General features: G+C 67.8%; 11 protein-coding genes. 9 read left to right on the forward strand and 2 right to left on the reverse strand.

The annotated features are described in order from the left end of the window. Positions 1 to 12: 12 nt before the first annotated feature. The 6 genes from Q0P60_RS16285 (at position 13) to dld (ending at position 6,952) form a co-directional block, all read left to right on the forward strand. Positions 13 to 771, forward strand: a complete 759-nt coding sequence (locus Q0P60_RS16285) for an SDR family NAD(P)-dependent oxidoreductase (protein WP_294995807.1) — start codon at positions 13 to 15, stop codon at positions 769 to 771. 146 nt (positions 772 to 917) lie between these two features. Further along, complete coding sequence (locus tag Q0P60_RS16290; protein WP_294995810.1) at positions 918 to 1,367, forward strand: MgtC/SapB family protein; 450 nt, start codon at positions 918 to 920, stop codon at positions 1,365 to 1,367. A gap of 261 nt (positions 1,368 to 1,628) precedes the next feature. After that, on the forward strand, positions 1,629 to 3,287 hold the full coding sequence (gene lldP / locus Q0P60_RS16295) for an L-lactate permease (protein ID WP_294995814.1): 1,659 nt from the start codon (positions 1,629 to 1,631) through the stop codon (positions 3,285 to 3,287). A gap of 53 nt (positions 3,288 to 3,340) precedes the next feature. Then, positions 3,341 to 4,105, forward strand: a complete 765-nt coding sequence (lldR, locus tag Q0P60_RS16300) for a transcriptional regulator LldR (protein ID WP_294995817.1) — start codon at positions 3,341 to 3,343, stop codon at positions 4,103 to 4,105. Positions 4,106 to 4,109: 4 nt separating this feature from the next. After that, positions 4,110 to 5,249 (forward strand): FMN-dependent L-lactate dehydrogenase LldD, encoded by a 1,140-nt coding sequence (lldD, locus tag Q0P60_RS16305; protein WP_294995821.1) that lies wholly within the window; start codon positions 4,110 to 4,112, stop codon positions 5,247 to 5,249. Beyond that, the gene (dld, locus tag Q0P60_RS16310) at positions 5,246 to 6,952 is read left to right on the forward strand and encodes a D-lactate dehydrogenase (RefSeq protein WP_294995825.1); all 1,707 of its coding nucleotides are present in this window, start codon (positions 5,246 to 5,248) and stop codon (positions 6,950 to 6,952) included. Before lldD ends, dld begins: the two co-directional genes overlap by 4 nt. 144 nt (positions 6,953 to 7,096) lie before the next feature. Here the strand turns inward: dld and Q0P60_RS16315 are convergent, their stop codons facing one another. After that, positions 7,097 to 7,393 (reverse strand): I78 family peptidase inhibitor, encoded by a 297-nt coding sequence (locus tag Q0P60_RS16315; RefSeq protein ID WP_294995828.1) that lies wholly within the window; start codon positions 7,391 to 7,393, stop codon positions 7,097 to 7,099. A gap of 171 nt (positions 7,394 to 7,564) precedes the next feature. Between Q0P60_RS16315 and Q0P60_RS16320 the strand changes: the two genes are divergently transcribed. Together Q0P60_RS16320 and Q0P60_RS16325 are read left to right on the forward strand one after the other, a co-directional pair. Continuing rightward, positions 7,565 to 8,221 carry a decarboxylase gene (locus tag Q0P60_RS16320; RefSeq protein ID WP_294995831.1) on the forward strand — a complete coding sequence of 219 codons (657 nt, stop codon included), beginning with the start codon at positions 7,565 to 7,567 and terminating at the stop codon, positions 8,219 to 8,221. 68 nt (positions 8,222 to 8,289) lie between these two features. Next, the gene (locus tag Q0P60_RS16325; protein ID WP_294995834.1) at positions 8,290 to 9,069 is read left to right on the forward strand and encodes a CDP-diacylglycerol diphosphatase; all 780 of its coding nucleotides are present in this window, start codon (positions 8,290 to 8,292) and stop codon (positions 9,067 to 9,069) included. Here the strand turns inward: Q0P60_RS16325 and Q0P60_RS16330 are convergent. Then, positions 9,066 to 9,665, reverse strand: coding sequence for a GNAT family N-acetyltransferase (locus Q0P60_RS16330; protein ID WP_294995837.1), 600 nt, complete (start codon positions 9,663 to 9,665; stop codon positions 9,066 to 9,068). The two genes, Q0P60_RS16325 and Q0P60_RS16330, sit on opposite strands and share 4 nt — an antisense overlap. 214 nt (positions 9,666 to 9,879) lie before the next feature. Here Q0P60_RS16330 and Q0P60_RS16335 point away from each other — a divergent pair, with 214 nt between their 5' ends. After that, positions 9,880 to 12,606 carry a TonB-dependent receptor gene (locus Q0P60_RS16335; protein ID WP_294995840.1) on the forward strand — a complete coding sequence of 909 codons (2,727 nt, stop codon included), beginning with the start codon at positions 9,880 to 9,882 and terminating at the stop codon, positions 12,604 to 12,606. The last annotated feature ends 199 nt before the right edge of the window (positions 12,607 to 12,805 follow it).

The raw sequence follows: 12,805 nt of genomic DNA on the forward strand, positions 1-12,805 counted from the left end.
TGGAGAACGTAGATGATTGATTACCAGCTCACTGGCAAGACCGCGATCGTGACCGGCGGCGTATCCGGCATCGGCCTGGCGGTGGCACAGACCCTGGCCGCATCCGGCGCCCGCATTTCGGTATGGGACCTGAAGCAGGACGCGGTGGATGCCACGGTGGCGCAGCTGCGTGGCAATGGCGCGCAGGCGATCGGCATCGCGCTGGACGTCACCGACGAGGCGGCGGTGGACAGGGCAGTGCAGCGCACGGTCAAGGAACTGCAAGGCGTGCACGTGGCGGTCAACAATGCCGGTATCAGCGGACCTGCGGCCAGCAGCGGTGATTATCCGATCGATGGCTGGCAACGCGTGATCGACGTCAACCTGACCAGCGTGTTCCTGTGCCAGCGCGCGCAGATCCAGGCGATGCGTGCGGCAGGGACTGGTGGCAGCATCATCAACATGGCCTCGATCCTGGGCCAGGTGGGGTACGCCGGCTCCACCGCGTATGTGGCGGCCAAGCATGGCGTGGTCGGGTTGACCCAGACCGCGGCCTGGGAGCATGCCGCCGACGGGATCCGGGTCAATGCAGTGGGCCCGGGCTTCATCAGCACCCCGTTGCTGGAAAAGATGGAGCCGAAGGTGCGCGCGACGCTGGAAGCCCGCCACGCGTTGAAGCGACTGGGCACCGCCACCGAAGTGGCGGCCTTGGTGGCCTGGCTGGCCAGCGACGATGCCTCGTTCGCGACCGGCACGTACTACGCCATTGATGGCGGCTACCTGGCACAGTGATGGCCTGGCGCTGGCAGCGCGGGGCGATGACCCTTGCGATCGCGCCCAGTGCCGGTGATGCCGTGGGGTGAACGCGGTGTGGCCCCGCCTTCACCTGCGTGCCACGGCCGCCGGGCAACGCTCCGGGAAACTCCCGGAGCGTCCCCATGGAACTCACCCAGGACTTTTCGATCCTGCTGCGCGTAGGCGCAGCGATGCTGTTCGGCGGTGTACTCGGCGTTGAGCGTGAAATGGGCAAGCATGCGGCCGGGCTGCGCACGCACATGCTGATCGCCGGTGCTGCCGCGCTGATCGTCGGGCTCGGCGATTCGGTGGCCGAGCATTTCCAGCAGGAGCGCTACCGCGACCTGCTGCAGGTCGATCCGGTGCGCCTGATCGAAGCGGTGGTGGCGTGCGTCGGCTTCGTTGCTGCCGGCACCATCCTGCGCGGTTCGCGCGAGGACCAGGTGAGCGGGTTGACCACGGCCAGTTCGTTGATCATGGCCGCGGCCATCGGCATCGCGGTGGGCATTGGCAAATACCTGATCGCGGTGGGGGTGAGCGTGCTGTGCGTACTTGTGCTGGCGGCGATGCGGCGGCTGGAGAGGAAGATCTGAGCGCCGGTGGGCTCGCAGTTCCCCAGCGGATCCGTGCCCCCTGCGGAGCGGGGCGCAATGCTGTTGCGACGCTGATCTGCAGGACAAATGGTAGGACCAATATGGGATCTAACCCTATGGTCTAATAGGCTCTCCGCCGGAGTGGCGCTTGAATACGCCGGAAGTGGTCTGATCTTTCAACTATTGGTACGACCAATAATCGAGGCCACGGCAGACCACCGCCCGCGGTGGAGCCCATTCCGCCCCCAGTCGAGAGCCTTCATGCAGCCCTGGCAACACCTGTACGACCCCGCTGGCAACCTGTGGTTGTCGAGCCTGATCGCGCTGCTGCCGATCGCGTTCTTCTTCATCGCCCTGGCGGTGCTGCGCATGAAGGGCTGGCTTGCCGGTACCCTCACCGTGGCCATCGCGCTCGGGGTGGCGCTGCTGTTCTACCGCATGCCGTTGACCCAGGCGCTGGGTGCGGCGGGCTTCGGCTTCGTCTACGGGCTGTGGCCGATCGCCTGGATCATCATCGGCGCAGTGTTCCTCTACAAGGTCTCGGTCAAGACCGGGCAGTTCGACATCATCCGCGCCTCGATCCTGTCGGTCACCGAAGACCAGCGCCTGCAGATGCTGATGGTCGGCTTCGCCTTTGGTGCCTTCCTGGAAGGTGCGGCAGGCTTCGGTGCGCCCGTAGCGATCACCGCGGCGCTGCTGGTCGGGCTGGGCTTCAAGCCGCTGTATGCCGCTGGCCTGTGCCTGATCGTCAATACCGCACCGGTTGCGTTCGGCGCGATGGGCATTCCGATCATCGTCGCCGGACAGGTCACCGGCCTCGACGCATTCGAGATCGGCCAGATGGCCGGGCGCCAGCTGCCGTTCCTGACCGTGATCGTGCTGTTCTGGATCATGGCGATCATGGATGGCTGGCGCGGCATCAAGGAAACCTGGCCGGCGGTGCTGGTGGCCGGCGGCTCGTTCGCCATCGCCCAGTACCTCACTTCGAACTTCATCGGCCCGGAGCTGCCGGACATCACCGCGTCGCTGGCCTCGCTGGTCTGCCTGACGCTGTTCCTGCGCCGCTGGAAGCCGGTGCGGATCTTCCGCTTCGATACCGAAACCAGTGCCGAAGCCGCCGCACAGGCGCTGGAAGCGCCGCGCCACAGTGCTGGCCAGATCGCCAAAGCGTGGTCGCCGTTCCTGATCCTCACCGCCATGGTCACGCTGTGGAGCATCAAGCCGTTCAAGTCGCTGTTCGCGGCCGGCGGCGTGCTGGAAAGCTGGGTACTGAAGATTCCGGTGCCTGGCCTGGACCAGCAGGTGCAGAAGATGCCGCCGATCGTGGACACGCCGCTGAGCTACGAGGCGATCTACAAGTTCGACTGGTTCTCGGCCACCGGCACCTCGATCATCATTGCCGCGGTGATCGCGATCATCGCGCTGCGCATGCCGGCGCGCTCGGCGCTGCAGACCTTCGGCGAGACCGTGCGCGAGCTGCGCATGCCGATCTACTCGATCGGCATGGTGCTGGCCTTTGCCTTCATCGCCAACTATTCGGGCCTGTCGGCCACGCTGGCGCTGGCGTTGGCACACACCGGCAAGGCGTTCCCGTTCTTCTCGCCGTTCCTGGGCTGGCTGGGCGTGTTCCTGACCGGCTCGGACACGTCCTCCAATGCCCTGTTCTCGGCATTGCAGGCCACCACTGCGCAGCAGATCGGGGTGTCCGACGTGCTGCTGGTGGCGGCCAATACCACCGGTGGCGTCACTGGCAAGATGATCTCGCCGCAATCGATCGCCATTGCCTGCGCGGCGGTCGGCCTGGCCGGCCGCGAGTCGGACCTGTTCCGCTTCACGGTCAAGCACAGCCTGATCTTCACCACGATGGTCGGCCTGATCACCCTGGCCCAGGCCTACTGGCTGACCTGGATGATTCCCTGAGCCATGCCGCGCGGGCTGACCCTCTGCTGCGCGCTTCGGGCCACAATGGCGCCATGAGCACGCAACGTATTTCGGACAAGGTGGCCATGCAGCTGCGCGGCCTGGTGCAGGAACAGCGGCTGCAGCCCGGCGACCGGCTGCCGGCCGAGCGCGCCCTCGCGGTGCAGCTGGGGGTCTCGCGCACGGCACTGCGCGAGGCCATCGCGCAGCTGGCCAGCCAGGGACTGCTGACCGCACGGGTTGGGGGCGGAACCTACGTGGCCGAACCGGCGGCGCGGGCACGGCAGGCGCTGGATGAGCCGTTGGTTCCCTATCTGCCGCTGTTCCAGGGTGACCCCGAGTACCGCTTCGACGTGCTGGAGATCCGCCACGCGCTGGAAGGGGCCACGGCCTGGCACGCCGCGCTGCGCGCCACCGATGAGGATCGCGTGCGCATCGTGCAGGCCTTCCAGACCATGATGGATGCACATGGCAAGGACGACCCGACCGGCGAGGCGGAGGCCGACGCGGCCTTCCACCTGTCCATCGCCGAGGCCTCCCACAACCTGGTGCTGCTGCAGGTCATGCGCGGCCTGTTCGAGCTGCTGCAGACCAACATTTCGCAGAGCCGCGAAAAGCTCTACACCTCGGCGCGGACCTTCTCGCCGCTGTCCGACCAGCACCGCGAGATGATGGACGCGGTGCTGGCCGGCGACCCCGAACGCGCGCGCGCCGCCGCGCATGCCCACCTCGAGTTCGTGCACACCACGCTGCGCACGCTCGACGACAACGAGGCCCGGCGCGCGCGGGCATCGCGTCTACCTTCCCCACACGGTTGACCCCATGATCATCTCCGCCTCCACCGATTACCGCGCCGCGGCCGAGCGCCGGCTGCCGCCGTTCCTGTTCCACTACATCGATGGCGGCGCGTATGCCGAGCACACGCTGAAGCGAAACGTTTCCGACCTGTCCGACATCGCGCTGCGCCAGCGCATCCTGCGCAACATGTCCGACCTGAGCCTGGAAACCGAGCTGTTCGGCGAGACCCTGGCGATGCCGGTGGCGCTGGCGCCGGTGGGCCTGACCGGCATGTATGCGCGGCGTGGCGAGGTGCAGGCGGCGCGCGCGGCCGACAGCCGCGGCATTCCGTTCACCCTGTCCACGGTCTCGGTGTGCCCGATCGAGGAAGTGGCACCGGCGATCCAGCGGCCGATGTGGTTCCAGCTGTACGTACTGCGCGACCGCGGCTTCATGCGCAACGCGCTGGAGCGTGCGCAGGCGGCCGGCGTGACCACGCTGGTGTTCACCGTGGACATGCCCGTGCCGGGCGCACGCTACCGCGACGCACACTCGGGCATGAGCGGGCCGAACGCCTCGCTGCGCCGCATCGGGCAGGCCATCACCCATCCGCACTGGGCCTGGGACGTGGGCCTGTTCGGGCGCCCGCACGACCTTGGCAACATCTCCGCCTACCGCGGCAACCCGACCGGGCTGGAGGACTACATCGGCTGGCTGGGCAGCAACTTCGATCCGTCCATTTCGTGGAAGGACCTGGAGTGGATCCGCGAGTTCTGGAAAGGCCCGATGGTGATCAAGGGCATCCTCGATCCGGAGGACGCGCGTGACGCGGTCGCGTTCGGGGCCGATGGCATCGTGGTCTCCAACCACGGTGGCCGTCAGCTGGACGGGGTGCTGTCCACCGCACGCGCACTGCCGGCGATTGCCGATGCGGTCCAGGGTGACCTGAAGATCCTTGCCGATTCCGGCATCCGCACCGGCCTGGACGTGGTGCGCATGCTGGCGCTGGGCGCCGATACCGTGCTGCTGGGACGCGCCTTCGTTTATGCACTGGCGGCGCAGGGCGAGGCCGGTGTGGCCAACCTGCTGGACCTGATCGCCAAGGAGATGCGGGTGGCGATGACACTCACCGGCGCCCGTCGCATTGCCGACATCGGCCGTGATTCGCTGGTGCGCCTGCCATGAGCGGCGCGCAGGCGGTGCTGGCGCAGCTGCGCGAAGCGGTCGGCAAGCGCCACGTGCTGACCGGCGACCGCGCCACGCGCCGCTTCCGCCGCGGCTATCGCTTCGGTGAAGGCCCGGTGCTGGCCGTGGTACGGCCGGGCACGCTGCTGGAACTGTGGCGCGTGCTGCAGGCGGCGGTGCAGGGTGGGGCGGCGATCATCCTGCAGGCGGCCAACACCGGCCTGACCGGCGGCTCGACCCCGGATGGCAATGACTATGGGCGGCCGATCGTGCTGGTCAGCACGCTGCGCCTGGCCGGCATCCAGCTGCTGGACGAAGGTCGGCAGGTCCTGTGCCTGCCCGGTGCGACCCTGGACCGGCTGGAGCAGACCCTGGCACCGCTGGGCCGTGAGCCGCATTCGGTGATCGGCTCGTCCTGCATCGGCGCATCGGTACTGGGGGGCATCTGCAACAACTCCGGTGGCGCGCTGGTCCGGCGCGGACCGGCCTACACCGAGCTGGCGCTGTATGCGCAGGTGGATGCACAGGGCCGGCTGCAGCTGGTCAATCATCTGGGCATTGCGCTGGGCGATACGCCGGAGCAGATCCTGCAGCGGCTGCAGGCGGGCGACTATCGTGCCGCCGACGTGGGGGACGGCGGTGGCCGTGCAGCCTCTGATCCACGTTATGCCGAGGAGGTCCGCCGGGTCGACGCCGATACCCCGGCGCGCTTCAATGCCGACCCCAGTCGCCACTTCGAGGCAGCGGGTTCAGCCGGCAAGCTGGCGGTGTTCGCGGTGCGCCTGGACACCTTCGAGAAGGAAGCTGCCGAGGTCTTCTACATCGGCAGCAACCACACCGACAGCCTGACCGCGATCCGTCGCCAGCTGCTGACCGGTTTCGAGCGCCTGCCGATCGCCGGCGAATACATCCACCGGGATGCCTATGACATCGGCGAGCGCTACGGCAAGGACAGCTTCCTGCTGATCGACCGTCTCGGTACCGCGCGGGTGCCGGCCGCGTTCGCGCTGAAGAGCCGCGTCGATGGCTGGTTCGAGCGGCTGGGGCTGCGCGGAGTGACCGACCGGGTGATGCAGGGGCTGACCGCGCTGTTGCCTTCGCACCTGCCCAGGCGCATGGGCGAGTTCCGCCAACGTTATGAGCATCACCTGCTGCTGAAGGTATCGGCGCAGGATGCGCCGGCGACCGAGGCGTGGCTGCGCGGATTCTTCGCCGGCCACGAGGGCGGCTACTTCCATTGCACGGCCGAGGAAGGGCGCAAGGCCTTCCTGCATCGTTTCGCGGTGGCGGGCGCGGCGGTGCGCTACCGCGAGGTGCATCGCGACCAGGTGCAGGACATCGTGGCGTTGGATATCGCCCTGCGCCGCGACGATGCCGACTGGTTCGAGCAGCTGCCGCAGGACATCGACAAGCGGCTGCTGCACAAGCTGTACTACGGCCACTTCCTGTGCCACGTGTTCCACCAGGACTATATCGCGCGCAAGGGCGAAGACCCGATGGCGATCGAACACGCCATGTGGTCGCTGCTGGACCAGCGGGGGGCCGAGTATCCGGCCGAGCACAACGTCGGCCATCTGTACCCGGCCAAGCCAGCGCTGGCCGGCTTCTACCGGCAGCTGGATCCGAGCAATACCTTCAATCCCGGTATCGGCCAGACCTCGAAGGCCAGGGACTGGGGCGGCTGCGACTGCGGCGGGCATTGACCGCTGCGGCGGCGTACCTGTAGCGCCGAGCCGATGCTCGGCCGCCCTTCCTGTAGAGCCGAGCCCACGCTCGGCTACGCTTTCCGTTTCTTCGGCCGAGCGCAGCCGAGCATGGGCTCGGCTCCACACGGCGCGCGTCTGCGCTTACTCGCAGCGGGTGGCGGTGATGATGTTGTCCTTGTCCACGTACACGCGCAGGCGGTCCTGGCGGATGTCCTTGGTGGTGATGGTGCTGGGACCGATCGGGTTGACCAGGCCGGCGCCGCTCTCGCGGGAAAGGCGGCGGATGTTGGCCTCATCGGCCGGCTGGCCGATCGCCCAGCCCAGCGAGCTGGCGTCACAGTGGCCGCTCCCCTGGACCTGGGGACCGGGCGTGCTGACGCAGGCGGACAGCAGCAGGGCGGAAGCGGGCAGCAACAGCGACAGACGGAAGGCGGACATGCGAGCGCTCCTGCGCAGGGGAAGATGGCCGGAACGATAGCACCCGGCGTGCGAAGGGCGTCAGCGTCCTGGTCATTGCCGGCACAGCATCGCCATTGCATAGTGGCAGGAATGGCTGGCAGTGCGTCAGCAGGCGGGCCGGGCCTTCCCGGTACAGGTGTTGGACGGCGTATGACGGCAGGCAGTTTCCGCGAAGTGGGCAGGACGATGGCGGCGCTGGCGCTGTCCATGCTGGGCGTGGCGTTCGCCGCCTCTGCTGCCGAGCCGGAATCCGCCCCGGCCGAACGCCCGGTGTTTGGTGCCTGGCGCAACCTGCAGACCGAGGCCGGCTACGCGCCAGCCCAGCGCAACCTGGCGTTCGCCATGCTGCCGCAGGCGGCCACCCGCGGCGACCGCTTTGCCATTCTCGACCGCGAGGGCAAGCGCACGGTGTGCTGCCTGCAGGTGGCCAGCCCATCGCTGGGCGTGGCCGCGCTGCGCGAGCAGTACCACCTGCCGCAGGCCTGGGTGATCGACCTCAGCAACGGCCGCAGCCCGGCCCGTCCCTATCTGCCGCACGTGTATGCGATGCAGCGGGTGGACGAGCTGGGCGACTACCGCTTCGCCGATGTCCCCGGCGCCTACAGCGACCTGGGGGGACTGTTGATCCCGGAGGGCGCGGCACTGGAGGCCGATGGCAACGCCGTCCGCCTGGGCGACAGCCACTATCCGCTGCATTTCCAGCACCAGCCGCATGCCGATGACGATGGCGCGCTGGACCGCTACACCCTGCAGGCAGGCGAGGGCGCCGCGCCGATCGTGGTTGAAGTGCCGTTCGGCACCTACTGATTGCAGCACCGCACTGGCTAGAATGCAGCGCGGCGTCGTCTGCCGTGCCTGTTCCGTGAGTCGTTGCCGTGTCCCTGCGCCCCCTCCTGCTGCCGTCCCTGTTGCTGCTGTCCGCCTGCGCCAGTGCGCCTGCGCCGCCACCGGCGCATTCCGATGCGCTGTGGCGCCTGATCGAGCGCGACTGCCGCGGCAGCGAGGGCCCGCGCGGCGATTGCCTGCGGGTGGAAACGGCAGCGGACCGTCGCGATGTGCTGGTCAAGGACGCACATGGCGATTACCAGTTCCTGCTGATGCCGCTGGACAAGGTCAGTGGCATCGAGAACCGCAGCCTGTACCGGCGCGGTGCGCCGAACTACTTCGCGTCGGCCTGGCAGGCCCGGCGCCATACCGAGCAGGCGCTGGGCCAGCCGCTGCCGCGTGAAGTGGCCAGCCTGGCGCTGAATTCGCCGCATGGCCGTTCGCAGCATCAGCTGCACATCCACGTTGATTGCCTGCGCGCCGACGTGCTGCAGGCGCTGGACGCGCATGCTGGCAGCCTGGGAACGCAGTGGGCGCCGCTGCCGGTGCCGCTGCGTGGCCATCAGTACCAGGCCCGGCTGTTGCCGGGCGCGGCGTTGACCGCCAATCCTCTCAATCTGCTGGCCTACGAGCTCAGCGGCGTGGATGACGTCGGCCAGTGGAGCCTGGTGGTGGCAGGGCGTGATTCGGTGCAGGGGGGCCCCGGTTTTGTAGTGCTGGCCACCCGCGTGGATACCGCCAGCGGCAACGAAGCCAGTGGCGAGGAACTGCAGGACCATGCCTGCTCGGTTCTGACCGGCGCCGGAGCGGCGTTGGAGCGGGTGCGCTAGCGGGCCCGCTGCCGGCTGTGGCGCCAGGCCGGCGCGGTCAGCGCCAGCAGCTGGCGGTCGTGCCAGCCGTGCAGGTCCAGGTGCTGGTCACGCAGTACGCCTTCCAGTTCGAAGCCGCTTGCCCGCAACGCGCGGGCAAAGGGCGTGTCGCACTCGGTTGGCAACAGCACGAACAGCCGGTGCAGGCCGACATCGTTGAACAGGAACAGGCACAGCGCCAGCAGCGCCGCCTCCGTGTGTGCGTGCCAATGCTGCACTGACCGCAGCTCGGCACTGCGTGCATGCAGCGAATGCAGGCGGACGTGCAGCTGGTCCAGCAGGGTGCCGCGCTCGGCGTCGAAGACGCCCAGCAGCAGCTGGTCATTCTCCTGTTGCAGGCGCGAGCGATGCATCAGGCCAAGGAAACGCGCCTCTTCGTCAATGCCGACGGGGTCGCGCCGCCCACCCTGGCGGTGGTCATCGAACCGGCGCCAGCGTGGCAGGTCGGAGCGCAGGAACGGGCGCAGCGTGGCGTGGGCGGTCTGCAACTGCACGAGGTGGCCGCGCAGCACCGGGCGCAGCGGGGGAAGGGCGAAGGTCGGGTCGGAAATCATCATCCTGCAACGATGGCGGCGCCGGCAGCGCAGGACCATTCAAAAGCTTGCAGAAAACGGGAGCGCTCCCCGCAGGGCCTGATTCGGTTCAGGCATAAGGCCATCAGGGCTGGTCATTTCCGTTGAAACCACCCATTCAGGACACTTTCGTTACGGGATCGTTATGCGCCGCACAGGCCGCAGCGCCCGTACCACCACCCACTCCCCCAGGAAGCCCATGTCCGCCTCCCACAAGGCGCTGCGCCCGCGTCCGCTGGTGCTCGCGCTGTCGTCCCTGATGCTGGTGTCATTGCCGGCCTTCGCGCAGGAAAGCGCACCCACCTCGTTGCAGGAAGTGAAGGTCACCGGTTCGCGCATTCCGCGTGCCAGCGTCGAAGGGCCGTCGCCGGTGACGGTGATCAGCCGCGAGCAGATCGACGCGCAGGGTTACCGCAATGCGTTCGACGCGCTCAGCGCGCTGACCGAGAACACCGGCAATGTGCAGGGCGAGGACTTCGGCAACACCTTTACCCCGGCCGCCAACACCATCAACCTGCGCGGCCTCGGCCCCAACCGCACGCTGGTGCTGGTCAACGGCCGCCGCCAGGCCGACTACCCGCTGGCCTACGAAGGCTCGGTGAACGTCGTCAACCTGGCCAATATTCCGAGTGCGTTGATCGAGCGCATCGAGGTGCTGGCCGCGGGTGCGTCGGCGGTGTACGGCTCCGATGCCATCGCCGGCGTGGTCAACATCATCCTCAAGGACCGCTTCGAAGGCGTGGATGTGAACGTGCGTGCCGGCGGCACCCAGCAGGGCGGCGGTGACAACCAGCGCGTACAGGTGGTCGGTGGCAGTTCCGGCGAGCGCTGGGATGGCCTGTTCGGTTTCGAGTTCGATGTGCGCAAGGCGATCCACGCGCGGCAGCGCGACTTCATGGATTCGCTGGATGATGATCCAACCGGCAAGGCACCGCAGGCGACCGCCATCGCCTATCGCCGCAATGCCGCCACTGGCCGCAACATCGATCCGGGCGTGAACGGCTGCGACGCCGCATCGGACATCTACAGCGGCAGCGTGTTCCGTGCGTTCAATCCGCGCCAGGGCTGGTACTGCGGCAGCAACGAGGCCGCTGCCAGCTACTGGACCGTGCAGACCCAGAAGCGCAACCTCAACGGCTACGGCCTGCTGACCTTCCACCTGGATGAGCACACCGACCTGTTCGCCGACCTTGCGGTGGGCAGCGCACGGATCTCCAACAACACCCGTGCCCCGACCTGGACGTCGGCCCGCAACTACTTCTACAACCAGACCACCGGCAACCTGGAGAGCTGGTATCGCCGCTTCGCGCCGGAAGAGATCGGTGGCCTGCCGCGCAACGCCAACCGCTTCCTGGAGAATTCGTGGTCGTTCAACGTCGGTGCGCGTGGCCGGATCGGCGGCAGCGACTGGGACTATGAAGCGGTCTACAGCCGTTCGCGCTACGAGAACCGGACCCGCCGCCCGGTGCTGCTGGCTGGCATCAACGAGTACCTGCTCGGCCCCAGGCTGGGCGTGCGCAACGGCGTGGAGGTCTATGCGCCGGACCCGGCACGGCTGTTCAAGCCGCTGACGCCGGAGGAGTACGCGGGCCTGTCCGGCTACCAGGAGAGCCGCAATGCGGCGTGGCTGCAGACCTTCAGCGCCAGTGTCAACGGCCGCCTGTTCGCGCTGCCCGGCGGCGACGCCGCGCTGGCGGCGGTGGTGGAGGCCGGCAGCCAGGGTTACCGCAACCGTCCGGATCCGCGGCTGGGCAGCGGCGAGTTCTGGAACACCAGTGCCGGCATTGGCGCCGGTGGCGAGCGTGACCGCTATGCGGCCGGCGTGGAGTTGCAGCTGCCGCTGCTGCAGTCGCTGACCACCACCCTGGCCGGTCGCTACGACCAGTACCGCGCCGGCGGCGAGCATATCGGCAAGGCGACCTGGAGTTTCGGCGTCGAGTTCCGCCCGATCGAGAGCCTGCTGATCCGTGGCTCGGCGGCGACCAGCTTCCGTGCGCCGGACATGAATTACGTGTTCGCCACTGAAACCCGTGGCTACAACCCGGGCATGACCGACTATTGGCGCTGCCGCAGCGCAGGCCAGACCTACGACAACTGCGATTTCAACGGCCTGTCGATCGACTACAGCAACCGCGCGAACGCGCAGCTGCAGCCGGAAACCGCCAAGTCGTACGGCTTCGGCGTGGTCTGGTCGCCGCTGGCCGGGCTGGATTTCAGTGCCGACTACTACGACATCCGTATCGATAACGAAGTGACCAGCCTCGACACCAGCCGCATCCTGCGCGACGAGGCCGATTGCCGCCTGGGCCGCACGCTCGGCGGCGAGGCGCGCGATCCGGGTTCACCGTTGTGCGTGGATGCGCTGTCGCGGGTGATCCGCAATCCGTCCAACGCCACGGTGCAGCCGGACCAGGTGACCCGCGTCCTGATCAATCCGATCAACGCGGCGTCCGAATCGGTGCGCGGCCTGGACCTGAAGGGCAACTGGCGCTTCGACGCCGGTCGCTATGGCCGCTTCACCACGCGCCTGGCCTACACCGTGGTGCTGGAACACACGTACAAGCAGTTCTCCGATGATCCGGAACGTGACATCCGCAATTCGCTGGATGACTACCAGTGGCGCAGCAAGGCCAACGGCAGCATCACCTGGAACCAGGGTGACTGGACCACCACGCTGTACGGCAACCGCTTCGGCTCGCTGCCGAAGACCGATGGCAGCGGTCGCATCGCACCGTACATGACCTACAACGCCAGTGTGTTCCGCCAGTTCGGCGAGAACCTGTCGGTGGGCGTGATCGTCAACAACCTGCGTGACAGCCGCCCGCCGGCGGACAGGAATGGAGGCGGCTGGCCGTTCTACCCGGTCGGCAACTACGACCCCTATGGCCGCCAGTACTGGTTGCAGCTGGACTACCGGTTCCGCTGATCCGGCAGGCGAACGAAAGGCCCGGCATTGCCGGGCTTTTCTTTGTGCATTGCACCGGCGCTGCCGCCGCGCGCGTGGCATGCTGTGGTGATACACCGAGGAAGACGCGCATGGATGCAGGACGATGGAGTGTGTTTGCCGTGGTCGCACTCGCAGGGTGCAGTGCCACGCCGGCGGCGAGTGTGGAGGAGGGCGCCGC

Origin of the sequence: uncultured Stenotrophomonas sp. (assembly GCF_945952405.1) — a bacterium.
Lineage (GTDB): Bacteria > Pseudomonadota > Gammaproteobacteria > Xanthomonadales > Xanthomonadaceae > Stenotrophomonas.